Source organism: Streptomyces sp. AK08-02, assembly GCF_033795085.1.
GTDB classification, from domain to species: domain Bacteria; phylum Actinomycetota; class Actinomycetes; order Streptomycetales; family Streptomycetaceae; genus Streptomyces; species Streptomyces echiniscabiei.
In genome coordinates this window covers 399,019-419,384 of record NZ_JARAZV010000008.1, presented here as the reverse complement: position 1 = coordinate 419,384, position 20,366 = coordinate 399,019, and the positions used below count along the sequence as shown (strand labels likewise).

Annotated in this window: 33 protein-coding genes; 2 read left to right on the top strand and 31 right to left on the bottom strand. The window is 71.8% G+C overall.

Translation table 11 applies throughout. The annotated features are described in order from the left end of the window. The 7 genes from PV734_RS19350 to PV734_RS19320 form a co-directional block, all read right to left on the bottom strand. On the bottom strand, positions 1–846 hold an 846-nt coding region (locus PV734_RS19350; protein WP_319290519.1), incomplete at its 3' end, for a hypothetical protein. Between the two features lie 3 nt (positions 847–849). Next, on the bottom strand, positions 850–2,277 hold the full coding sequence (locus tag PV734_RS19345) for a phage portal protein (protein WP_319290517.1): 1,428 nt from the start codon (positions 2,275–2,277) through the stop codon (positions 850–852). Between the two features lie 13 nt (positions 2,278–2,290). Next, the gene (locus PV734_RS19340) at positions 2,291–3,940 is read right to left on the bottom strand and encodes a terminase (protein ID WP_319290516.1); all 1,650 of its coding nucleotides are present in this window, start codon (positions 3,938–3,940) and stop codon (positions 2,291–2,293) included. Positions 3,941–3,943: 3 nt separating this feature from the next. Then, positions 3,944–4,549, bottom strand: coding sequence for a hypothetical protein (locus PV734_RS19335; RefSeq protein WP_319290514.1), 606 nt, complete (start codon positions 4,547–4,549; stop codon positions 3,944–3,946). Between the two features lie 205 nt (positions 4,550–4,754). Beyond that, positions 4,755–4,997 (bottom strand): hypothetical protein, encoded by a 243-nt coding sequence (locus PV734_RS19330; RefSeq protein WP_319290512.1) that lies wholly within the window; start codon positions 4,995–4,997, stop codon positions 4,755–4,757. Then, entirely contained in the window at positions 4,994–5,242 is a 249-nt protein-coding gene (locus PV734_RS19325; protein ID WP_319290511.1) for a hypothetical protein, read from the bottom strand. The genes PV734_RS19330 and PV734_RS19325 overlap by 4 nt, the downstream gene beginning before the upstream one ends. Further along, on the bottom strand, positions 5,239–5,622 hold the full coding sequence (locus PV734_RS19320; RefSeq protein ID WP_319290509.1) for a holin: 384 nt from the start codon (positions 5,620–5,622) through the stop codon (positions 5,239–5,241). Before PV734_RS19320 ends, PV734_RS19325 begins: the two co-directional genes overlap by 4 nt. 40 nt (positions 5,623–5,662) lie before the next feature. On the opposite strand from PV734_RS19320, the gene PV734_RS19315 reads away from it, so the two are divergent. After that, the gene (locus PV734_RS19315) at positions 5,663–5,827 is read left to right on the top strand and encodes a hypothetical protein (protein WP_319290507.1); all 165 of its coding nucleotides are present in this window, start codon (positions 5,663–5,665) and stop codon (positions 5,825–5,827) included. A 198-nt stretch (positions 5,828–6,025) separates the two neighbouring features. On the opposite strand, the gene PV734_RS19310 is transcribed toward PV734_RS19315, so the two are convergent. The 24 genes from PV734_RS19310 to PV734_RS19195 all read right to left on the bottom strand — a co-directional run bounded on the left by PV734_RS19310 (position 6,026) and on the right by PV734_RS19195 (position 19,689). Beyond that, positions 6,026–6,997, bottom strand: a complete 972-nt coding sequence (locus PV734_RS19310) for a hypothetical protein (RefSeq protein ID WP_319290505.1) — start codon at positions 6,995–6,997, stop codon at positions 6,026–6,028. An 80-nt stretch (positions 6,998–7,077) separates the two neighbouring features. Further along, positions 7,078–7,323 (bottom strand): MerR family transcriptional regulator, encoded by a 246-nt coding sequence (locus tag PV734_RS19305; protein ID WP_319290504.1) that lies wholly within the window; start codon positions 7,321–7,323, stop codon positions 7,078–7,080. Positions 7,324–7,515: 192 nt separating this feature from the next. Continuing rightward, a complete protein-coding gene (locus tag PV734_RS19300; RefSeq protein ID WP_319290502.1) occupies positions 7,516–8,301 on the bottom strand; it encodes a hypothetical protein in 786 nt (261 codons plus the stop codon). Next, positions 8,298–8,819 carry a hypothetical protein gene (locus PV734_RS19295; protein WP_319290500.1) on the bottom strand — a complete coding sequence of 174 codons (522 nt, stop codon included), beginning with the start codon at positions 8,817–8,819 and terminating at the stop codon, positions 8,298–8,300. Before PV734_RS19295 ends, PV734_RS19300 begins: the two co-directional genes overlap by 4 nt. Further along, positions 8,816–9,124, bottom strand: a complete 309-nt coding sequence (locus PV734_RS19290) for a hypothetical protein (RefSeq protein ID WP_319290498.1) — start codon at positions 9,122–9,124, stop codon at positions 8,816–8,818. The genes PV734_RS19295 and PV734_RS19290 overlap by 4 nt, the downstream gene beginning before the upstream one ends. Beyond that, a complete protein-coding gene (locus PV734_RS19285) occupies positions 9,121–9,516 on the bottom strand; it encodes a hypothetical protein (RefSeq protein ID WP_319290496.1) in 396 nt (131 codons plus the stop codon). The genes PV734_RS19290 and PV734_RS19285 overlap by 4 nt, the downstream gene beginning before the upstream one ends. A gap of 128 nt (positions 9,517–9,644) precedes the next feature. Next, positions 9,645–10,154 carry a hypothetical protein gene (locus PV734_RS19280; RefSeq protein ID WP_319290494.1) on the bottom strand — a complete coding sequence of 170 codons (510 nt, stop codon included), beginning with the start codon at positions 10,152–10,154 and terminating at the stop codon, positions 9,645–9,647. Continuing rightward, positions 10,151–10,657, bottom strand: a complete 507-nt coding sequence (locus PV734_RS19275) for a hypothetical protein (protein WP_319290492.1) — start codon at positions 10,655–10,657, stop codon at positions 10,151–10,153. The genes PV734_RS19280 and PV734_RS19275 overlap by 4 nt, the downstream gene beginning before the upstream one ends. Beyond that, positions 10,654–10,830: a hypothetical protein gene (locus PV734_RS19270; protein WP_319290491.1), complete on the bottom strand. Its 177-nt coding sequence runs from the start codon at positions 10,828–10,830 to the stop codon at positions 10,654–10,656. The genes PV734_RS19275 and PV734_RS19270 overlap by 4 nt, the downstream gene beginning before the upstream one ends. Then, positions 10,827–11,375 carry a hypothetical protein gene (locus PV734_RS19265; protein ID WP_319290489.1) on the bottom strand — a complete coding sequence of 183 codons (549 nt, stop codon included), beginning with the start codon at positions 11,373–11,375 and terminating at the stop codon, positions 10,827–10,829. The genes PV734_RS19270 and PV734_RS19265 overlap by 4 nt, the downstream gene beginning before the upstream one ends. After that, positions 11,372–11,749 carry a hypothetical protein gene (locus tag PV734_RS19260; RefSeq protein WP_319290487.1) on the bottom strand — a complete coding sequence of 126 codons (378 nt, stop codon included), beginning with the start codon at positions 11,747–11,749 and terminating at the stop codon, positions 11,372–11,374. Before PV734_RS19260 ends, PV734_RS19265 begins: the two co-directional genes overlap by 4 nt. Further along, positions 11,746–12,081, bottom strand: a complete 336-nt coding sequence (locus PV734_RS19255) for a hypothetical protein (RefSeq protein ID WP_319290486.1) — start codon at positions 12,079–12,081, stop codon at positions 11,746–11,748. Before PV734_RS19255 ends, PV734_RS19260 begins: the two co-directional genes overlap by 4 nt. Before the next feature lie 18 nt (positions 12,082–12,099). Then, entirely contained in the window at positions 12,100–13,509 is a 1,410-nt protein-coding gene (locus tag PV734_RS19250; RefSeq protein WP_319290484.1) for a hypothetical protein, read from the bottom strand. Positions 13,510–13,515: 6 nt separating this feature from the next. Continuing rightward, positions 13,516–13,761, bottom strand: a complete 246-nt coding sequence (locus PV734_RS19245) for a hypothetical protein (RefSeq protein ID WP_319290482.1) — start codon at positions 13,759–13,761, stop codon at positions 13,516–13,518. Continuing rightward, the gene (locus PV734_RS19240; protein WP_319290481.1) at positions 13,758–14,156 is read right to left on the bottom strand and encodes a hypothetical protein; all 399 of its coding nucleotides are present in this window, start codon (positions 14,154–14,156) and stop codon (positions 13,758–13,760) included. Before PV734_RS19240 ends, PV734_RS19245 begins: the two co-directional genes overlap by 4 nt. Positions 14,157–14,424: 268 nt before the next feature. After that, entirely contained in the window at positions 14,425–15,003 is a 579-nt protein-coding gene (locus PV734_RS19235) for a hypothetical protein (RefSeq protein ID WP_319290479.1), read from the bottom strand. Beyond that, a complete protein-coding gene (locus PV734_RS19230) occupies positions 15,000–15,761 on the bottom strand; it encodes a hypothetical protein (protein WP_319290477.1) in 762 nt (253 codons plus the stop codon). The genes PV734_RS19235 and PV734_RS19230 overlap by 4 nt, the downstream gene beginning before the upstream one ends. Beyond that, on the bottom strand, positions 15,761–16,357 hold the full coding sequence (locus PV734_RS19225; RefSeq protein WP_319290475.1) for a hypothetical protein: 597 nt from the start codon (positions 16,355–16,357) through the stop codon (positions 15,761–15,763). Before PV734_RS19225 ends, PV734_RS19230 begins: the two co-directional genes overlap by 1 nt. 70 nt (positions 16,358–16,427) lie before the next feature. Further along, positions 16,428–16,634 carry a hypothetical protein gene (locus tag PV734_RS19220; RefSeq protein WP_319290473.1) on the bottom strand — a complete coding sequence of 69 codons (207 nt, stop codon included), beginning with the start codon at positions 16,632–16,634 and terminating at the stop codon, positions 16,428–16,430. Then, positions 16,631–17,041 (bottom strand): response regulator transcription factor, encoded by a 411-nt coding sequence (locus PV734_RS19215; protein ID WP_319290472.1) that lies wholly within the window; start codon positions 17,039–17,041, stop codon positions 16,631–16,633. The genes PV734_RS19220 and PV734_RS19215 overlap by 4 nt, the downstream gene beginning before the upstream one ends. After that, the gene (locus tag PV734_RS19210) at positions 17,038–17,556 is read right to left on the bottom strand and encodes a hypothetical protein (RefSeq protein WP_319290470.1); all 519 of its coding nucleotides are present in this window, start codon (positions 17,554–17,556) and stop codon (positions 17,038–17,040) included. The genes PV734_RS19215 and PV734_RS19210 overlap by 4 nt, the downstream gene beginning before the upstream one ends. Continuing rightward, entirely contained in the window at positions 17,553–18,191 is a 639-nt protein-coding gene (locus tag PV734_RS19205) for a hypothetical protein (RefSeq protein WP_319290467.1), read from the bottom strand. Before PV734_RS19205 ends, PV734_RS19210 begins: the two co-directional genes overlap by 4 nt. Then, entirely contained in the window at positions 18,188–19,198 is a 1,011-nt protein-coding gene (locus tag PV734_RS19200; RefSeq protein ID WP_319290465.1) for a hypothetical protein, read from the bottom strand. The genes PV734_RS19205 and PV734_RS19200 overlap by 4 nt, the downstream gene beginning before the upstream one ends. A 254-nt stretch (positions 19,199–19,452) precedes the next feature. Next, positions 19,453–19,689, bottom strand: a complete 237-nt coding sequence (locus PV734_RS19195; protein WP_319290463.1) for a helix-turn-helix transcriptional regulator — start codon at positions 19,687–19,689, stop codon at positions 19,453–19,455. A 141-nt stretch (positions 19,690–19,830) separates the two neighbouring features. Here PV734_RS19195 and PV734_RS19190 point away from each other — a divergent pair, with 141 nt between their 5' ends. After that, positions 19,831–20,340 (top strand): hypothetical protein, encoded by a 510-nt coding sequence (locus PV734_RS19190; protein ID WP_319290461.1) that lies wholly within the window; start codon positions 19,831–19,833, stop codon positions 20,338–20,340. The last annotated feature ends 26 nt before the right edge of the window (positions 20,341–20,366 follow it).

Sequence of the window (20,366 nt, the reverse complement as noted above, 5' to 3'; positions counted from 1 at the left end):
GCCGTAGGCGGTCATCGTCGACATGCCGCGCCGGGCGTTGACGACCTGCGCCATGTCCGCGCCCTCCCGGATCGCCTGCGCCCCGGCCTGGGTGAAGACACGGTCCTGCTCGGCGCGGGACAGGGCGTTGAAGTACGCGCGTGGGCTGATGAACCCGCGCTCCGCGCTGCCGGGCCGGCTCGTGGGCGAGAAGCTGTCGCCGCGCAGGCCGCCCCGGTGCTGGTTGCGGGCGATCAGCGTCGTCGGCAGATGGATGCAGTCACAGCGCGGGTGCCGCTGGAAACCCTTGTTCCAGCCCCACTCGGTGCCCGCCAGGATCACGCACCGGCCACAGGCGGGCGGCTGCACCACCCGGACGTAGCCCTGGATCGTGCGGCGGCTCGCCATGGCCGTGCTGGTCGCCCCGCGCCCGGCGTCCGCGACCTGTGTGGAGGTGATTCGCAGGGCGCTCGCCAGGGACCCGCGGAACGCGTCGTCGGCGGACTGCCCGGCGAGCATCCGCACCTTCCAGTCGATGACCGGCTGGTACAGCAGGGAGAGCAGGGGGCGCCCGTCGGAGGCGATCCCCGCGAACGACGACGGTACGACCCTTCCGGCGGCGGCGGGGTCTGCGTCCTCGGCGGCCAGGACCGCGTCCAGGTACGGATCGGCGAGCCGTGCGGCCTCCGTCTGCGCCTCGGTCACCGCAGCCACCAGCAGCGGCGACAACTGCGCCCAGGAACCGCTGATGTCCCGCCTGCTGATCTGCCCCCACACCGCCTGCACCCGGTTCACCGCACGCCGCACCACGAACTGCTGATGCCGGTACTGCTCCAGGGCGACAGCCCGCGTCATCGTGTCGACCACGGGCTACCCCACCGGAACCGGACCGGCAGGCCCAGGCACGGCCGGTATGGCCGGGTCGCCCGGCTTGGGCCCGTACCCGGCGGCGAAGTCGTCGCCCAGCGCGCGGGTGAAGGCGTCGCGGTCCATCTCCGCCATACGGGCGCGCTGCAAGGCCGAGTAGCCCAGATCCTCGCGGGCCTGCGGGACCGGAATGATTTTGGCCTGCACCAGCTTCACCGTGGCGTCCGCCTTCTGTGCGAACGTCGGGGTGGCCGGGTCCCGCCACAGGGTCTCCAGGCGCTGAAGCCTCGGATCCCAGGACCCGTCGATGATCCGCATGATCAGCCGGTTCATCCGCTCGTAGCCGCCGCCGAACGGCTTCTGCTTGCGCTCGCACCGCTTGATGAGCCGGGTCTCGCGCGAGCGGATCGCGTCCGCCGAGGCAGCGTCGTCGGCGACCAGGCCCATGTAGTTGGGCGGCAGCGCGGCCAGCGCGGACGTGATGCGGGCGAGCAGCTCGATGGTGTCGTGGAAGTTGGACAGGTCGGCGGCGGGGAACTGGATGACGTCGGCGCCGTCCTCTTTCCTCGTCTTGGCCGTCGACCAGATCCGCCCGGTCAGGCGGGACCACACCGACAGCTGCTTGCCGTTGACGTCCACGAAGTCTTCCTCGTCGAAGCCGAACGCCGCCCGCCTCGGGAGGGCGTGGAACTCTGCGCCCACCATCAGGTCGGTGGCGATCTTGCAGGCGGCGTCCGAGATGGGCAGAACGGCCTTCATCTCCGACTGACCGCCAGGAACCAGCAGGCGGCCCCGGTTCGGCATGACCGCTACCAGCGGCTCGCCCACCTTGTGGTCGTCCCGGTCGATGACTGTCCAGGTACCCGGGCCGCCGGATTTGAAGTGCACGGTGGCGTCGGGCCGGTAGAGGGTGGCGTACCGGTCGCGGACGGCGGCGGTGAGCGGGTCGATCTCGTTGTACCGCTTCAGCGCGGCCCGGATCTCTCGCGTCGCCGGGTCGAAGTCGGCGTACATCTGCAGCGCCGATTCGGCCGTGACCAGCGGGGTCGCGGAGTCCTTCGGGTTCGATCCGACGACCAGGAACGACCGCTTCATGGCGAGGGCGTCGACGTGGGCCTGCTGGCTCTTCTCGTCCATACCGTTGGCCTGCCACAGCTTCCACAGATCGTCGTCCGCCGAGTCGGAGTCCGGGTACCGGAACCCCTCGACGTCCAGGCGCTCCTCGACGGCGTCGACGACCAGCTGCGGCCAGTTGATGACGACCTGCCGGATCTGGTCGCCGATCTCCTTCAACAGCTCCGGGTGCATGTACGAGAGGGGCTGCTCGCCCTCGTAGTAGTCGTTCAGCGCCTTGAGTTCCTGCAGCTCGAAGTCGTGGCTGCGGGAGAGGTAGGTGGCCCATTCCTCCTCGGTCAGGTTGTTCAGGTCCACAGCCGCCTCCCTCTCACATCACGACCATGGCGGCCTTCTTCTTCGGCTTGTTCTGACCCGCCTTGATGGCGTCGCGGTAGGCCTCCCACGACAGGCAGCCGGCCATCGAGCCGTCCATGGACAGCGGCGATTGGTGGCGTTCCTTCTCGATCACCCACAGGGGCTGGCCCTGCTCGTCGAGCATCTTGAGGATCTTCCGGCGGGCGTTGGCGATGTGCCGGGCGTAGACCGGGTCAGCAGAGTGGGTCAGCGCGCCGGACTGCATGGCGCCCTTGTAAGCCTTCAGTGAGTACGCCATGGCCTTGAGCCGGTTGGTCCACCACTCGGTGACCCGCTTGTCGCCCCACCGGCCCTTCCAGCGGCTGATCATGCCCTCCCAGTACGGCGGATCCGCATACAGCCGGACCACGTCCCACGTCTTGAACGCCTCGACCAGGACGGCGTCGACTTCGTCCTCGGGGCACTCCCAGCCCTCGCCTCCGGGGTCGTTGGCGCCGGGCGGGCACTCCCAGATGCCCAGCGACCACTGAAAGCCCGTCGCCAAGTGCGTCGCGATCAGCGCGGTGGCGTCCCGGAACTGGGCGCCGTCGAACCCGATCACGATCTTCTCGCCCTTGGCGGGCAGCGGTTGATCCGGCCGGGCCAGTTCCTTCCACCGGTCGACCGAGAACGCCTGACGGCCCGCCTGCACGCGCCGGTTGAGCCACACGCGCTCCCAGTACGCCCGGTCGGTGTCCGGCGCGTTGTACAGGGAGACGATCGCGTCGACCTGGCCCTCGAAGTCCGGCCAGGCCGCGATGGACGGACCCGACGCTTCCCGGACCGCAGCCCGGATCTGACGGTCGTCCGAGAGGTCCTCATCCGGACGCGGCGTGGCCTCCCGGTGGAAGAAGCACAGCGTCCGGTCCTTCGACTTGCCCGCCGCGATCAGCTCGGCGAACTCGTGCGTGCCCTGCGCGACGCTGTCCTCGCCGGGCGTGTAGGTGGTCGTCGTCTCCAGCGACCACGGGTCGAACATCATGATCTTCGGGATGTTCGCCAGCATCGTCTGGTGGGCGCCCCGGTGGCGGGGCAGCGTGAAGCGGTGCGTCTCGTCGAAGTGCTGGAACGTCGTGCGGGCGCCGTCTCGGGAGTCGGGCGAGGAGGCCAGCGGGACGGCCTTGCCGGAGCCGCCCCAGCGCATGATGCGGTCCAGGCCCGGGTCGAACAGGTCGCCGTCCGGTCCCTCCGTGACCATCACGTAGAGGGCCGCGTAAGCCAGTTCCTCCGTCTGCTCCTCGGTGTAGGCCACCATCGGGATGAACGGGTCCGACACCGGGACGCCGACGGGCTCGCCGTCCGCGTCGAACCCGTCGCAGCGCACCGGACCGTCCGGGTGCAGCTCGGCGAACGCCACCGCGGCGGCCAGCTCGGTCTTCGCCGTGCCCTTGCGTACGGACAGGCCGACGCGCTTGAAGCGACGCTTGCCCGCACGCGGGTGGCCCTGCGGGTACACCTCGTACCAGCGGTAGATCAGCCCGCGCTTCTCCGGGTCCAGCACGTACGGCCGGCCGCGCAGAGCGCCGGGTCCGTGGACGGCGCGCTCCTCGATGAGGTCGCACACCTGCGGTCCCAGCGTCGGCCACGGCTCGGCGTCCGGCGCGGGGACCATCAGGACGCCCACGGCTCACTCCACCACGTGCAGAGCGGCCCGCGGATCGTCCGGCCGCCGGCCGGTGGTCACCGGGCGGCGCCGGGGCCGGGCGGCCCGCTCGTCCGCGTCGTCTGCTGCCACCCTCCAGCGCAGCCGCAGCAGCGCCAGCGGGGACAGGCCGAGCCGGTCCGCCATCTGGCGGGCCTCCCTCGACGCGTCCAGGTCGCCCTGCTCGGCGCGCGCCTTCCAGCGGACGTACTGCGCGATCTCGCGGGTCCAGCCGGCACGCTCCCACTCCACAGCCTGCGGCAGCGCCCACAGCTGCTCCCACAGTTCGGCTTCCACCCGTTCCTGCGCGGTGAGCTGGGCGGTGAGGATGGCCGCCGCTTCCCGGGCCGCGTCGGCCTTGCGCTGCAGAGTGGTGCGGCGACGGGTGGTCAGGGTCGGTTCGGCCAGGGACAGTTCCAGTTCATCGGCCGCGCGCTGTGCAGTGTCCCGCTGCGTCGACAGGACGATGTCGGCGAGCAGGGGCCACGGCGGCGTTGCGCCTTCGCGGCCGGCGGCGGGCAGTTCGACCATCGCCACGGTGGCGTTGCGCCTCCGGGCGTTGGGTTTCGGAGCAGGGCCCATTCCGGCCATGCCGATCACCCCCACAGTGCCGTTGCGGCACCTCGGAAGGGGTCCGGCCGTTGCGGCCGAACCTGGTTACGGTGCGTGGTGCCTGGGCGCTCCCCGCGGGCCTCCCAGACCCGTACAGACAGAGAGCGCCCTCCCCGGCGGTCCCCCAGATGATCATGGTCGGGGGTCACCCCCCAGGGTGATCATGGTCCGGGGTCACTCTGTGTCACGGTTCGTTGTCACTGGCGGGCCCGGTCGACCGGTCCTCCATGACCTCGGCGACGTGGATCATGCCTGCCCGCTCGATCCAGCCCAGGCCGTCGGAGTAGGCCATGCTCAGGCGGGAGTCGCCGTCGGTGTCGATGACCTTGAGCAGGACGATGGCGCCGGCCACCAGCTCACCGTCGTCGAGCGTGGCCTCGATGCCGAGAGCGTCGAGCACGTTACCGATCGGGCGTGGGCCGCTCACGCGTCGCCCTCATGTGGCGTCTGACTGGGCGCCTTGAGTGCCTTGGCGTCGCCATCCAGTAGAGCCTTGCCGAGCACCTCGTCCCGGATGAAGGAGAGGCAGTCGGCTTCAGTGTGGAAGGCGAGGCCACCGAGAGAGAAGCAGCCGACCTCGACCTGAAGGGTTGCGAGCCATGGAGCTTCGGGCGCAAAGGGGTTGGTCTCGGGGTCGTCGTCGTGCTCAGCCCACCATCCGCTTCGTGTCATGCGTGCCATCCTCCAGGCTGCTCGCGTGCGGTGTGGCTGCTGTGGCACGGACCGCAGAGCCCGCGCCCGTGCTGCGGGTCGTTGGGGTCGAGGCCGGCGGCGGTCAGGGCCCGGCGGTCGAGCGGGTGGTGGTCGGCGTGCCGAGAGGGCTGGCCGCACGGACTGCCGTGCCCGTGCGCCTCGACCCCGCACACGCACGTTGGGTCGCGCTTCAGCACGGGCTCGCGGAATCGTGTCTCGTGCTCGTGGTCGTAGCCACGCTGCCGTGCGCTGCCTCGCCGCTGGTCGGCCTCGGCCCGGTGCGCGTTGCACTTGCCCTGCTGGGTGTATTCGGGGCATCCGCTCACCGAGCAGACGCGCCAGCCTCGGGACTTAGGCATGTCACCTCCGCTACCGTGTCGCGCCTTGGGGGTGGTGCAGATGAAGCGGCAGCAGATCGATGTGCCGTTGGCGGTCGTTGTGGCCGGTGTAGTGCTGATCATCGGATGCCGTCTGATCACGTGGTGGCCGGGCGTCATCGTGGGCGCCGCGGTGATCCTGGGCGTACTGGTCTCGGCGGCGGCGAACCGCCGGTCGAGGGACTGACGGCGGCGCGGGCAGGCGGCCTTCCTGCATCCGGACGGTTCGCTACCCGTCTTCCGCGCCGCCGTCAGGACTGTTGCACGGCGGCACCCTGGGGTTCAGGTCGCCGGGGCGCCGCCGTGAGTTGGGTCGGGTCCGGCGGATGGCGCATCGTGTCGCGATGCGGCTGAGCCGGGCGGAGGGGTGACTGCGGCGTAGTGATCAGGCGGGTGCGGGGCCCATGTTCGCGATGAAGAGGGCACCGCTATAGCCGGGGCCGCCACCGAAGTAGAGCTTCTGGCTCGTGCCGTCTGCGCTGCTGCCCTTGTAGGCGAACACGATCGTCACGTTGCCTGATCCGTCGACCTCGCCGGGCTGCACGATGAACTCCCGCACGCCAGCGACGCCTGCGAACGCGGCCTGCGGGTACAGCGGGGCGTACCCGTCGGTCTCGGGGGTGGCGGTGCCGGAGCTGGTGTACCGCGAGACGCCGCCGGCAGCCGCCCTGATGCCGGTGTCTACGACGATGCCGTATGTGCGCAGGAACGACGGTGAGTACCAGATGCGGTCACCGACGGCTCCGGGGACGGACTTGCCGATCTCGACGGCACCGGAGGTGGTGACGATGGCCCATCCGGCGACGATGGGCGGGGTGATGATCTGCAGGTCGATCCGGCCATCGGTGCTGCGGATCGAGGAGCCGCCACCCGCCGGTCCTTGCGGGCCGGTGGGTCCAGCTGGTCCTGTGGCGCCGGCAGGTCCCTGCGCTCCGGCGGCTCCGGTCGCGCCGGTGGGGCCGGTGGCTCCTGCCGGTCCGGGTGGGCCCTGGAGGATGAGGTAGTTGCCGTCGTCTGCGGTGACGGGGGTGAGTGCGGCGATCTTGAGGTTGGGGGTGGCCTTGAGGAGCCGCACGGGGAAGGTGACGGTGTCGGCGTCGTAGAACGACAGGGTGAGTTGGTAGGTGCCGCCTGTGGGGTTGATGCCGTCGGCGTCGTTGGCGACCACGGTGATGGACACGTGGCCGTTGGCGTCGAAGTTGGCTCGGGCGGGGCCTTGGACGGTAGTGCCGCTGGCGGCGTGGACGAGGCGGCCGGCGGTGGGTTCGAGGCGGACGTGTCCGACCATCGGGATTCCGTCGGGGTGCGGGTAGTCGCCGGTGAGGGTGACGGTGGCCATGCCGTCGGGCAGAGACATATGACACCTCCTCGGATGCACGATCGCGCGCTGCTGGTTCCCGGCGGGCCGGGCGCGGCTTCACGGCCGAGCGACGGGAGTTATGAGGCGCCTATGCCGACGAGGCGCAGGGCGCGGCTGCGGGTGGCCTGTTCGGCGAGGGCGATGTCGGCGAGGGCGTACAGGGGCCGGTCGCGGTCGTCGAGGCCGGCGGGGGCGAGATGGCCTCGGGCGCGCCACTTGCAGATGGCGGATGGTGTGACGGCGGCTGCGCCGGCGCTGATCGAGCGGCGCCATCTGGTGGCGAGTTCGGCGGCCTGGGTGCCGTTGTAGAGGCCGTCGGTCATGTGTGCCGCCTCCTCCTGGACGTGCCGCAGCCCCGGAACGGGGGGATCCGGGGCTGTGGGGTTCAGTGGGTGGGCGCACGTGTGGTGTTGGCGCCATGTTGACGCTACGACCTGGGGTTTGTCCAGCAGGAACGCCGCGACCCGCCGTGCTCGGGGACGCGGCGGGTCGGTGGCTCCGTGTGAAGCGGCCCATCAGCCCGGAGCGGCAGGGGCAGTGTGGCACAGGGGTACGACAGCGGCGGCGTGGTGGGTGTCGGCCGCGTCTTGTTCGGCCTGGACGGTGTGCAGGACGGCTGCGGCGTGCTGGTCGTAGGCGTCGGGTTCGAGGTGGTGGCCGCAGACGCGGCAGTGGATGCCCCATCGGCCGTCGGTGCGGACCAGGCCGAATGCCTCGCAGTTGGGGCAGGGCGCGGCTTGGGGGTGGTGGCGGGGGGTGCTGTGGGTGAGGCCGCGGATGAGGGCCAGGAGGTCGCCGAGCTGGTGGTGGAGGTCAGCGACCCAGGGGTGGGTGAGGGCGTAGGGGAGGTAGGCGGTGAGCCAGTGGCACCAGCCGGTGATGGTGGGCCCTTGGCGGGGTACGGCGTTGTCGCAGGCTCCGATGTAGAGGGTGTGGTCGGGGTCGCGGTCGGGGTGCCAGCCGATGGCGGGGTAGGTGTAGGCGATGTATCCGGCCCAGCCGTCGAGGAATGCGCCGATCGGAACGGTGGTGTCGTCGTCCTTGTCAGCGTTCTTGGGCGGGGCGGGGTGGCCCGGGGCGAGGAGGACCAGGACGCGGAGGTCGACGGGCACGGGGGCGTGGGCGCGGCCGGTGCCGCCGGTCCGGCCGGCTGCTGGACTGCTCGGGGGCGCGAGCTCGGCGGCCAGGAGGTGGGCCTGTCTGGGGAGTTCGGCGAGCCAGGCCCGCAGCTCCCCGGAGTGGACGAGGCACAGATGCTCGCCGTCCGGGGCGGTGCGGGGGCACAGGGGGCAGGAGGTCATCGGACGAGACCTCGTAGCTGGGCGAAGATCTGGTCGACGTCGGCGGGGGCGAGGAGGGGGTGTCCGTCGAGGGTGTAGCGGAGGCGTACGTCGATCTGTGCGGCGGTGGCGGCCTCGGTCCAGTGCGTGGCCATCTGCCGGGCCTCGTCGGGGCTGAGTTCGCCTTTCATGGAGCCGCGGGCGATGTGGACGTAAGGCAGGCCGGTCTTGGCGCCGGCGACGGACGCGATGCGCAGCGCGGTCTTGATGTCGGGGGCGGGGCGTTCTGCGCGGACATCGAGGAGGATGTGGCCGGCGGTGTTGTGGTCGGCCTTGAGGGTCTTGCGGCACCAGTCGAGGAGCGCGATGTCGGTCTCGGCGTGGGCGGCGGCCGCCATGAGAGTGCGGGCGGTGTTCAGGGTGACCTTGGGGGTCAGGAGGGCCTGGACGGGGCCCCAATCGAGGCGGCAGGCGGCGTTACCGGCCAGGTCGGTGGCGGACCCGATGGTGCAGATGTGGCTGTCTTCGGCGTCGGTCATGGTGTGGGTTCTCCGGTGCAGGCGTGGCAGTGGCCGCAGTAGCCGTGGCGTTTGTCGTCGGGGTGGCGGCTGGTGCGGGTGCAGCGGGGGCAGGTGAACGGGAGGGGTCCGTACTGCTGTTCGAGCTGCTGGGTGATGTCGGCTTCGGTGCGGCCTCCGAGGATGGCGATGCGCAGGGGCGGCAAGCCGAGCTCGGCGAGGTCGACGAGGATCGGTTCGTCGGCCATGAGGCGGGTGACGTTCTCGCCGGACAGGCCCAGGAGGACGACGGGCCCCTTGCGGTCACGCAGGACGGCCTTGATCACTGGTGGGGTCCCTTCGTGTCGCAGGTGTGCTCACGGCCCGCGGTACGGAAGGCGGCATCACAGCAGTCACGGCCCTGGGCCTGGAGGTCGCGCAGTTTGCCGAGGACCGTATGGAAGGAGGCGCGGGCCTGGTCCAGGAAGTCCTCGGCGGCCTGGTCGCCGTCGTGGTGGGTGATGAACGCGGTGAGGGCGCCGACGAGCTGGGCGGCGACGCAGCGGGGCAGCATGGCGTCGAGCTCGGTACCGGCCTGGCGGGCTCGGGGGTCCCACGCGCCGTGGAACTGGAGGGCGAATGCGGGGTCGCCGTGGCTGCAGGGCAGCTCGTCGGCGATGGAGGCGCCGCAGTTGTTGGCGAGGAACGGCGGCGCGGTGGGGCGACGGTCCAGGTACATGATCATTCTTTCCGTCCGGGGATCGGGGCATTCGTACTGATGGGTAAGGGTTGGCGTCTCGCGCGCGGGCGCTCGCCTGCGATTGCGCGCGCGTGAACGCAGGCGCGCGCCCGCGCGCGAGACGGGTGTCAGGCGGGGGGTGCCGTGTGGTGGTGCGGGTGTTCGAGTGTCTGTTCGATGGAGTGGCGCCAGCCGGCGCGGAGGATGCCGGCGCCGTCTCCGGGTTCGGGCGAGAGGTGGCCGTCGACGCAGGCCTTGGCGCAGAGGACTGCAAGGTCGCGGGCCTGGCCGTCGGTGGCGGTGAACTGCTCACAGACGTTCACCGGGCGCAGGGTGTGCAGCTGGCTGGCGCGGATCTTGCCGGCGTCGTACGGGCCGTGGTCGGGGTCGAGGGCGACGACCAGGAGCTCGTGAGTGACGCCGGGGCGCTGCAGACGCGCAGGGTCGACGCCGGCGACGTCGGCGAGGGTGACGATGCCGAGCATGTACTGGGTCCAGGCCGGAGACCAGTGGGGTCCGGTGATGATCCAGAAGTCGATGGTGGCGGGTGCGTCGGTGTAGGCGTCGGCGGGGATTCGTACTGCGGTGCCGTAGATGCCGGCCCATTCGCTGGTCTCGGCGTATTTCTGGGCGGTCATGGTGTGGTGCCTTCCTGCTGGTCGTTGAGGGTGCGGATGGCGTCGGTGAAGGCGCGTGGGGGTCCCCAGCGCTTGTCGACCTCGTCCTCGATGACGGGGATTTCGCGGTACGGAACGGCGGGCAGGGGCTCGTCGGTCTTGAGGGCCCACCAGCCGGCGCAGACCATCGCGCCGAGCGGGAGGCCGCGGAAGGTGGCGACGGGTGTGTAGGCGCCGAGGGCGTTCACAGGCAGGCCCTGGTGGCAGAAGAACGGCTCGTCGTCGGGCAGCTGCACGCCGGCGTTCTCCGCCTCGGGTGAGCCAGGCCGGAAGGCGCAGTCGGCACAGGGCGTACGCATGACGCCGGGCGGCCTCGGTGCGCGGTCGGCGCCGCCGCACGGGTCGTCGGTGAGGCCGACGGCGGAGCAGTGGTGGCAGCGTTCGGTGCCGCCCTCGTATGCGGCGGCGAGGCCACCGATGCAGAACGGGCACTTGTACGGCGTGATGTAGAGGCCGCCCGTCATCGCTGCCCGCCGGGCGGTGCGGGGCGCAGCGCTGCGAGCAGGCGCTTGAGCAGACCGGGCGGGCGAGGCGGAACCCAGCAGCAGGGGCCTTCGCAGTAGTAGGCGGGTACGGCGGGGGTCGGGTCGGGGGCTGGTTCGTCGTCGTCCCATTCGTCCCAGCCGACAGCGGTCATTGCTGTTCCTCGTTCCTGGCGTCGGCTTGTCGCTGGATGGCTGTGGCGACGGCGGTCTGGGCCTGGTTCACGGTGTCGGTGAAGCGTTCATGGGCTTCGGGGCTGGAGTCGTGGTCGACGATGGCGAGGACGGCGCCGAGGATCTTGGCGAGGTAGCAGCGCGGGAAGATGACGGTCATCTCCTCGTCGTGCTGGTCGCCTTTCGTGTGGTGTCCGTGGAGGCGGGCGGCGAAGGCGAGGCCACCGTGTTCACAGAAAGCGTCAGGCGTGATGGTCAGTGGCCCACCGAGCGCGACGAAGGGGCCGCGGTCGGTGGGCGCGGGGGGTGACACGACGGCGATGGTGGCGGGGGTGGTCTGTGACTCGCTCTTCCGTGCCTCCTTGGCCAGCCAGCGCAGGAAGTCCTCGGCGCCGGCCCAGCCGGAACAGGGGGGTGTGGTGGCGTCGCGGCGGGCGTACGTGTGCAGGCGGTCGGCGGCCTGGGTCAGTACGGAGGCGGCGTCCGTCGGCTCGTCGCTGTCGACGTCGGTGAAGTGGTGGGTCACTGGTGCCTGCTTCCGGGTCGGGTGGTGCGGCGGTGGTGGCGTTCGGCGATGTCGCCGCCGGCCTCGTAGGTGAAGGCTCCGGCGCCGATGAGGCTGGCGAGGGCCCAGGTCCAGTCGCCGTTGGTGGCGGCGGCGATGGTGGTGCCGAGGCATATGAGGGCGAGGAGGCAGGCGAGGGTGATGGAGGCGCGGGTGGGCATGGGTGTCCTGGGGATGTCGGGGGTGATGGTGTAGCCGCTGGCGGTGAGGTACAGCTCGACCTGGGTGGCGACGGTGGGTGGTTCGAAGGACTGGTCGAGGTCGGCGTGGATCCACCAGTCTTCGAGGGCGGCCTGGATGGCGGCGTGGGGGCTGGTGTACGGCTGGTGGGTCATCGCTGCCACCTGACGGGCCGTACGCCGACGCGGACCTTGGCGGCGGAGAGCCTCTTGGCGGGCCTGGGCGCGGGGTTGGTGCAGGTGGGGGCGTGCGGGTAGTGGAGGGCCTCGGAGCCCTCCAGGGATGCGCGCTGGCCGCCGAGTTGGCGGACGTGCCAGCGGCCGGTCTGGTCCTGGCGTACGGCCTGGTTGCCGTAGTCGACGCGCTGAGCGTTGATCTCCTGGGTGATGCCGTTGGCGTTGCGGCAGAAGATCACGTCGGCGCGGCATCTGGGGCACTTGCCGGGTCCGTTGGGTGGGGCGGCGGGGCGCGGGGGCTGGTGGGGCATTGCACGGGGTCCTTCCGGTCAGGCGGTGGCGGGTAGCGGGGTGTTGCAGAGGCGGCAGTTGGGATGTCGCAGGGGTGGCCGGTAGGGGGCGGCGCAGTTGGGGCACTCCTGCAGGCTGGTGGCGGCCGCGGTGGGCGGGGGCTGTCCGCGCGCGGGACGGCGTCCGGGCGGGAGGGCGAGGCCGGCGCATGCCTTGCAGGGGGTCCCGGTGTGGCGCATGAGGCCGTCGACGCAGTCGGTGAGGCCGCATGGGGACGTCCAGTCGGCGAGGGCGACGCCGAGGAGCCAGCGGCCCGGGTCGGCGAGGTTGGCGGCGCCGGTGCGGGCTCGGCGGTGGACGAGCTGGTCGTGGAGGTCGTCGGCGGGGATCTGGGCGTCGAGCTGGCGGCCGATGGCGCGGGCGGCCTGGCGCAGGACGAACGGGCTGATGCGGGGCAGGAGATCGGCCACGGGGACCAGGACGTCCCAGACGCGCGGTGACAGGCTCAGCGAGGGCCCGTCGTACGGACGCGGCCGCCGGGCGGCACGGAACGTGTCAGGCGCGGCAGCGGAGTTGTCCACGGGCCCGGGCGCCCACTTACGGTCACCTCGCCTACGGCGGACACCCCCACCGGGGTGCGCAGCAGTGTTCTCAAGGTGAGTCAGTCCTAGGTCTTCCTTATACGCGGGGGCTCCGCACTCAAGATCGGGAGCCGCCCCGCACTCAGCGTCGGGAGTCGACGGCGGCGGGGTACGGGGAGCGGGCGTGACGCTGGCGGGGTCGTGGGCCGGGTGGACGGGGTCGTCGTGGACGGTGACCTGGTGGCGGCCGCGGTGGCCTTGTCGCTTGTCCTGGGTGATCCAGCCGAGGCCTTCCAGCTCGTCGAGGAGGCGGGCGGCCGTGCCCTCGTGCAGGGGCTCGCCGGCGTGCTTGCCGCTGTGGTGGGCGAGGGCCTGGCCGATCTCGCCGAGGGTGAGGTCACGGTGCTCGACGAGCGTCGTGTAGCGCAGGAGGAGGTAGAGGCGGTGGAGGGTGCCGCGCAGGGCGTCAGCGGCCCGTACGGGCGCGTAGACGTACCGCTCGTCGGCTTCCAGGCGGCGGGCGGACCGTTCGTTCGTCAGGCCCTTCCCAGTGGCCCGGTGGGAGCGCTGACGGCGGGTCAGCTCCGTCACGCCGTCGGTCGGCGCAGGCCTCGACAGACGTGTGAGCGCCTTCTCGACGGCCGATACGGACAGGCCGGTGAACTCGGCCAGGCGGCCCACGGAGGCCTCGCACATCCGGCCCTTCGAGAGGGCCTTGACCTTCCCGTAGACCTTCGTGTCGGCGTCGGCGTACGCCGCGGTGTCGACGACCAGGCGCAGCGGGTAGCGGACCCACTGGCCGCGCCCAGCACCACGGGCCCCGCCACTGCTGTGGCGGGGCTCGCGCGGAGCGGGCGTGCGGGTCACGGTGTCCTAAGAGGTGTCGCCGGTCTCGTCGACGTCGCCGACGGGGATCGTGTAGGTGGCGCCACACGGGCCCGTACGGATGCCGGGCAGGATGTGGCGGTGGACCTGGTGGCAGCCGCCCGGGCCGTCGCAGCGCACCATGTACTCGATGCGTCCCGAGGTGACGATCGGGTCGACGGCCACCGCAGCCGGGCCGCCCCAGCGGGGCGGGTCGTCGGGGAGCAGCGCTAACTGCTGCTCGGCGCCGCTCACCGCGGCTCGCCGGTATGGGGAGGCTCCATCCGGACGCCGACCAGCGCGTCACCGGGCGGCATGGTGAGGGTGACCGGACGCGGCAGGTTCCCCGTCCAGTCGAGGATCGACGGCCGGCTGATGTAGCCCTCGGCCATCAGGAAGTTCAGCGAGATGCGTACGACCTTCCCGGACATGCCCGCCTCCGGCGCGAGGTTGCGGGCGTCCTGGACGTGGCCCGCCGGGATGTGCCCGCTGTCGCCGGCGTGGTGGGCGAGAACGAGCGCCAGGAGGCGGGCGTGCACCTGCAGGCCGCCGGTCAGCACCGCCCGCTCCCACACGCTGCGGTTGTAGGGCGGGGTCGGGCGCGGGCGGGCGAGGAGGCTCGGGGTCGGTCTGGTGAGCGAGTCAGCCATCAGGGTCGTCCTGTCGTGTTCGGGGCTGGGCGGTGGCCGGCGGCCAGGCGGCCATGGCCGCGGGGCTGTGCCGGTCGCACCGCCAGCCGCACGGGTAGAAACGCGAGTAGGTCAGCGAGTGAGGAGGCGCGGGCACGTCGCACGGGTGGCGGCGGCCACGCGACCGGTTGACGGCGGCCACGGCCGGTGTCCGGTGCATCAGCGCCTCCTCGCCTCGCGGGGTGGGCCGCCCGCCCCGCAGGGGGATGTCGGGGCGGACGGCCCGGCTTCAGACGGCCGCCGGGTACTGGCAGGGCCGGATATGGGTCTGGACCTCGTACGGCTGGCCGGGCTGCAGCTGGCCGGTGGTGATGGCCTGGTGGTAGGCGGCGGCGAACGAGCGAACCGCGAGGTCGACGACCGTCGGCAGCCGCAGGCCCCACCAAGCCAGCCGCCGCAACTCCCGCAGCAGCCACGGACGGCCACCGAGCTCGACCTGCAGCCACGGCACCGCTGCGGCCGACGGCACACCGGCCACCGGCCGGAACACCAGCGCAGCCACCCCAGCCACCCGCCGCACAGGAGCGGAAGGAACCGCGACCACGGAGACCTGCTGACCGTCTGGATCAGCCACCGGCCCAGCCACCTCAGCCCCCCGCTCGGCCACTGGCCGTTCCTGGCCGACCACTTCAGCCACCGGCTCAGCCGACGTGTCAGCCACCTCGGCCACCGGCGCGGGCAGCGGCTTGTCGAGGAGCTGCTCGGCCGCGTACCGGCTGATGCCCAGCCGCCCCGCGATCCGGCGCGCGCCGTAGCCCAGCTCGGCCCTCAGCCGGTGCGCCTCAGCGTGCGGGTCGACGGCGGTCACTGGCCGTCCCCCTCACCCGTACCTGCGGCCTCGGCCGCGCGCTGCTCAGCCATGTGCTTGCGGTGCTCCTCCTTCGGGCCCAGGAGGACGAACTGCAGGGCCTTCTCCAGGACCACGCCGTAGTCGTAGGCGGCGTCGGCGATGCCCTCGGCGACGGTCCAGGCGTCGTGCATCGCGCTGGCCTCGTGGTCGGCGACGTACTCCTGCGAGCCGATGTCCTCAGCGAGCTGAGCGGCGTACAGGCAGTCGTCGAGCCGCTTGTAGGCGGCCTGAACCTTCCCGGCGTCGCTGTAGCGGGCCTCGGTCAACGCCTCGGTGCCGACGCGCTCACTGCCCGGGGTCAGGACCAGGAGCGTGTCGGTGCCCTGCGTCATGGCGAACTCGACGCGCTCCGGCTGCCGGCCTTCCTGGACCTCCCGTACGGCCCAGGCAGCGCCGGACGCGTACAGGCGGGCAGCGTCCTGGTAGGCGTGGCGGGTCGCGTACATGGCGTCCCGGTAGTGCTTCTCCAGCCCGCGTTGCGCGACTGCATGGGGCCGGACCGGGTGGAGTTTGGCCCGCCAGCCGACAGCGTCGGCCGCGGGGACCCCGGTGACGCGTCCGTCGTGGTGGTCGAGGCCGGGATGGTCGGCGCGCGCGTGGTCGACGACGGCGGCCTGCGCGGCCAGCTGCCATTCGAGGGCGGCGTGACCGAGCGCGCGGACGCTGTCGGTGAGGTGCTCGAACCACGGCGCGTTCTTCGGAGCGAGGTCGTACATCACCGGCCACCCCCGATGTGGACGGAGCGGCCGTCGCGGACGATCGTCAGCCGGTGCGGGCCGGCCTCCATCCACAGCTCCGCGAGCGGGTCGGGGTCGTCCTCGACGGCATAGCAGCCGACCACGCTCGTCTCGGGCAGGGTGTGGGCGAGCGGCTGCAGAGACAGGAAGCCGTGCTGACCCGCGCTGACGAGGTAGGTCTCGCCGCACGCGGCCGTGCGGGCGCCAGCCTCGTAGTGGACGTGGACCAGGTCGCCGGGGCGGGCCGGGTACCAGGGCGCCGTGGTGAGCTGCGCGTAGCCATCCATCAGCGCGCCCACCTCACCGACCAGGTCCCGGGCGCGCTTGGCGTCCTCGGCCTGGACGAGCGGCGAGCGCGGCTCCTGGGCGCCGGGGCTGCCGTACACCGCGATGAAGAGCCGCTCGGCGAACCCGGCCGGACTGCCGGTCCAGGTGTGCGTGTGGGGATCGCCGTCGTGGCCCATGGTGCCCGGCAGGGTGTCGGTGACCTTGACCGACAGGTAGGCCGGGATGGCACCGGGGATGAGACGCTCGATGGCTTCGGTGATGGTTTTCAGTCGCTGGTCGCGACGCATAGCGGTTCCTTCTGTGAGGCCCGGGCGGGACGGTTCAGGTCACGTCCCGCCCGGAGATCGGGTGGAGAGGTCAGGCCCTGGGTCCGCCCTCGCGGGCCTGGCGGGCGTGCGCCAGGTCCTCGCGGACGTAGGAGGGCAACCAGCCGGGCAGGATCCGCACGGCCAGGCGCTCGGGGACGGCGCCCTGAGAGGTCAAGTGGTCGACGAGCACGGCCAGGGCGAACCAGAGGCCGAGGAGGGCGCCGAGGGCGACGAGCACGACGACGAGGAGCGTCACCGGGTCTCACCACCGTCGCCGAGCACGTGGTCGGCGCTCACCCAGCCGCGGGCCATGGCCAGCCCGGTGGCCTGCGCCCCGGACGTCACCTGCATGTGCCGGTAGATGGCCTTGCGGTTCGACTTGATCGTGTGGGTGGACAGGTGCAGCCGCTGCCCGCTCTCCTCGGCGGACTCGCCCCGCGCAATCCCGATCAGCACCTGCAGCCGCGACGCGGTCAGCCACTCGGGCCGCTCCTGCACGGCAGGCCAGCGCAGCATGCCCTCCCGGTACAGCGCGACGGCCGCCTGCAGGCCCCGGTCAGTGGCCGCCCGTCGCGGCTGCCCGTTGATGACGTCCTGGGCCCGCAGGATCAGACTGGGCGTCCGCCCGGTCGGCTGCGTGAGCGTGGGCGTCTGCGTGGTCATCGGGCCCCCTCGTCGAACAGGACACACGCGAGCTCGACGACGCCGGCGTGCTCCCACCGTTCGGTGTCCTCGCCGGGCTCCCAGCTGCCGCTCAGGCCGTGCTCGGCCAGGTGCAGCGCGAACTCGGCCAGGACCGCCGGCGCAACGAACTCGTCGACGTCCAGGAGGCGGCCGACGTCCAGGGTGTGGAGGGACCAGCCGGTCACGTGCGACCATGCGAGCGTCAGCCCGTCCGGCCGTACGTCCTCGGCGAGGTCGAGGTGCCCGGCAGGCCACACCAGGCGCAGGAACAACTCCTGCCGCCCGCGCGGCCCAGCGGCCCGCACGCCCGCCTCCATCACCTCGGGGTGCAGCTCCCACGCGGCGAGCTCCGTGTGGACCGCGTCGCCGTACGCCAGATGCGGCCAGAGCGCGGTCACGACGGTGTGGGTGGACGTCGCCTCGGACAGCTGGTCGCCGCCCGGGGTGTCCTTCCCTGCCGTGCCGACCGTGCTCGTCTCCCCCGGGGCGCTCACTCGCCACCACCAGGCGCCGCCTCGGCGAGGCGCGCGGCGATCCACCGTGCCGCCGCGCCCGGGGTCTTGAACCCCTCCTTCACCTGCGCCCACCGCAGACCCAGGCCGGCGCCGTACGGGCCGTCGGGGTCGGGCACGGCGGCGGCCGTCCAGATCACCGCGCCGCGACGGCCGCGGGTCTGGGTGATCTGGCCAGCCACGTCCGCCGTGGTAACGCGCTCGACGCGTGCGGCCGTGACGAGGAAGTCGAACGGCTCCCCGGTCTCGTCGCGCAGCATGCTCAGCCACGGGTCCCCCGGCCACAGCCACAGGCCGGACGCCTTCCGAGGCGGCAGCCCGTAGCCGATCCGCGCCGTGGTCGTGTGGTGCTGGCCGTGGAACTCGCCCGTCAGCAGGTGGGCGCTCCCGCAACTGCGGCACACGACCCGCACGGCGAGCTTCTCGTACGAGTTGTCGTGCCTGCAGTCGATGTCCGGGCACGAGTGCTTGACAGGCTCCTCGGCGAAGCGGGAGAACACGCCGTCGCGGTGGTCAGTCTCGTCCGTCCGGAAGGCGACCTCCCACACCGGGCGGCGACAGCCCTCCGCGTGCAGCAGCGACTGCCACGCCAGGTACGTGTCCTGAGTGCTCTTCACAGGCCACCGCCCACGGCTGCCTGGTCGTCGTCCGCCCAGGTGTGGACGGCGTCCGTACGGGACCCCGTGCAGTGCCGGCACCGGGCGGCCCGCCGCTTGGCGTCGCTCTCGCCCAGCGTCTCGGGCTCGAACCGGTGCAGCACCACGGTGCCGACGGGCAGTGCCGTGAGCGGCGCCTGGGCGTCCGGGTCGACGGCGGCGGCCTGGTCGGCGGCGGCGAGCTCGGCCCCGGCCGCGGTGATCGCCGAGTTCGCGCACCACACGCTGCACCACCACCTGGCCGGCTCGTCCGTCCCGGAGACCTGGACGAGCACCGAGCCGGGCACCACCGGGTCGGACGGGTCGAGGTCTTCGTCCGCCATGCCGCACCCGGGAGTTGAACAGGTCGCCGCAGTGTGGACGGTCGCGAGCAGCAGCTCACCCAGCATCAGGCGCTGCTGGTCGTCGAGGACCAGGGCCGCCGGACCGCCCCGGACCGTCGTGCACGGGACGACGGTGTCCTCGTGCGGGGTGTCCCCGACCAGGCCGCGCACGGTGCCGTCCCACGCGATCGTGAGCGGGGCGTCCGTGGGCTGTCGGCCGTCGGCCGCGGTGAGGACCTCGTGGACGGTCAGCAGGTCCTCGGGGCGGCGCCCCGCGCACAGCGCGGCAACGGTCATCAGCCGGCCGTGGAACCAGGCGACGGTCTCCTCGTCCTGGTCGGCCCGCGTGTACTCGGCCCGGGTGTCGTCGACCCCCAGCTGGTACGCGCGGTCCGCGATCGCCTTGGCGTCGAGGGGCTGGCCGGCCGTCTCCTGCCCGTCCGGGGCCGCCTGGTCGCCGGGCGCGTCTGTGGTGGGCGTGATGTCGGCCTGTGGTGCGGCGGCGGTGCTCCCGAGGGGGACCGGGACGACCGCGCCGTACGCGGCGAACATCCCTGCGGGGGTGGCCGGCGCGGCCGACGGCTGCGGGCCGCGCGGGGATTCCTGGGGCATGGCGCCCGGAGAGGTCTGGGATGATGCGTTCACGGGTTCCTCATTCGTCAGTGGGTGAGGCGGTCCGAGGGGTCGTGCCTGGTTGGAGCCGGGCACGGCCCCGATTTCTGTTTGTCAGGCGGCAGTCGCACGCGAAGGTGCGGGCAGCAGAGAACGCTGGGCGGGGCGCCTAGCGCCGTAACGGGCGCTCAGCGGGAGCACGGCGCGAACAAGGTCGGCGTCCTCTGCGCTGAGGGGCGGCGCGGCGTCGACGATCCGGCGGATGTACGCCCGCCGCTCCGCCGCAGTCACGCCGCGCTCCGTGACGGCTCTTGGAGCCCGATCTCCTCCACGTCGAGCCCGAGAAGGCCCGCCAGCGCGGCCCGGAGCCGGGGTCGCGGCGTGTAGATCCCGCGTTCGATCCGGCTGATCTGCGACTCGTCGACAGAAACTCCTACTGCTCGGCACTTATCGGCCAGATCCTGCTGAGTCATGCCGCACCGCAGCCGTTGCTGCTTCACTCGACTTGTTGTTTCGCTTGGCATGAGCCACAAGCTAACGCAGGAGGCCACAAGTCAGCAACCCTCTGGAGCGCAAGTTGCCGCAAGTTGCAGGCATGTAAGCGACCTTCCGCCTATTGCGGTAAGTTGCGTTAGCCTGCGTTTCGCTGGTCAGAAGGGGTTCTGATGCCACAACCGCACGAGCGGCTCGACAAGGCGATGAGTGCGCGGCGCCTGGAGCTGCGCTTGAACTGGCGCGAGCTCGCGCGAGACGCGCAAATCTCATATGAGGCGCTGAGGGCGATCCGCAAAGGGGATTACCGCCCGGCCGAGCTGACGGCGCGCACCCTGGACGAGGCCCTGCAGTGGGCCCCCGGCAGCGTGTACGCCATTCTCGACGGCGGCGAGGCCGTCACTGTCGAGATGCAGACAGCCATAGACCGAGCGGCCAGCGAATACGCGGACAGTCGCGCCGCTGCCAGGGAGGCCGAGGCTCGACAGACTGCACCAACACTGGATCAAGAGCTGGAGCTCGCGGCGCGCCTCATGGCGGCGCAGATCAGGGAGTTGGGCCTGTCACCAGCGGACGCAGAGGAGGCTTGGCGCCGCGCCTATCACAAAATCGTGCAGGCACACGTGCCCGCCAACCCCCTGGAGGCCCACCCGGAGACCCCTCCCCACCATCAAGCAGGTTAGTAACGTTCCGGTCACGATGCAGATAT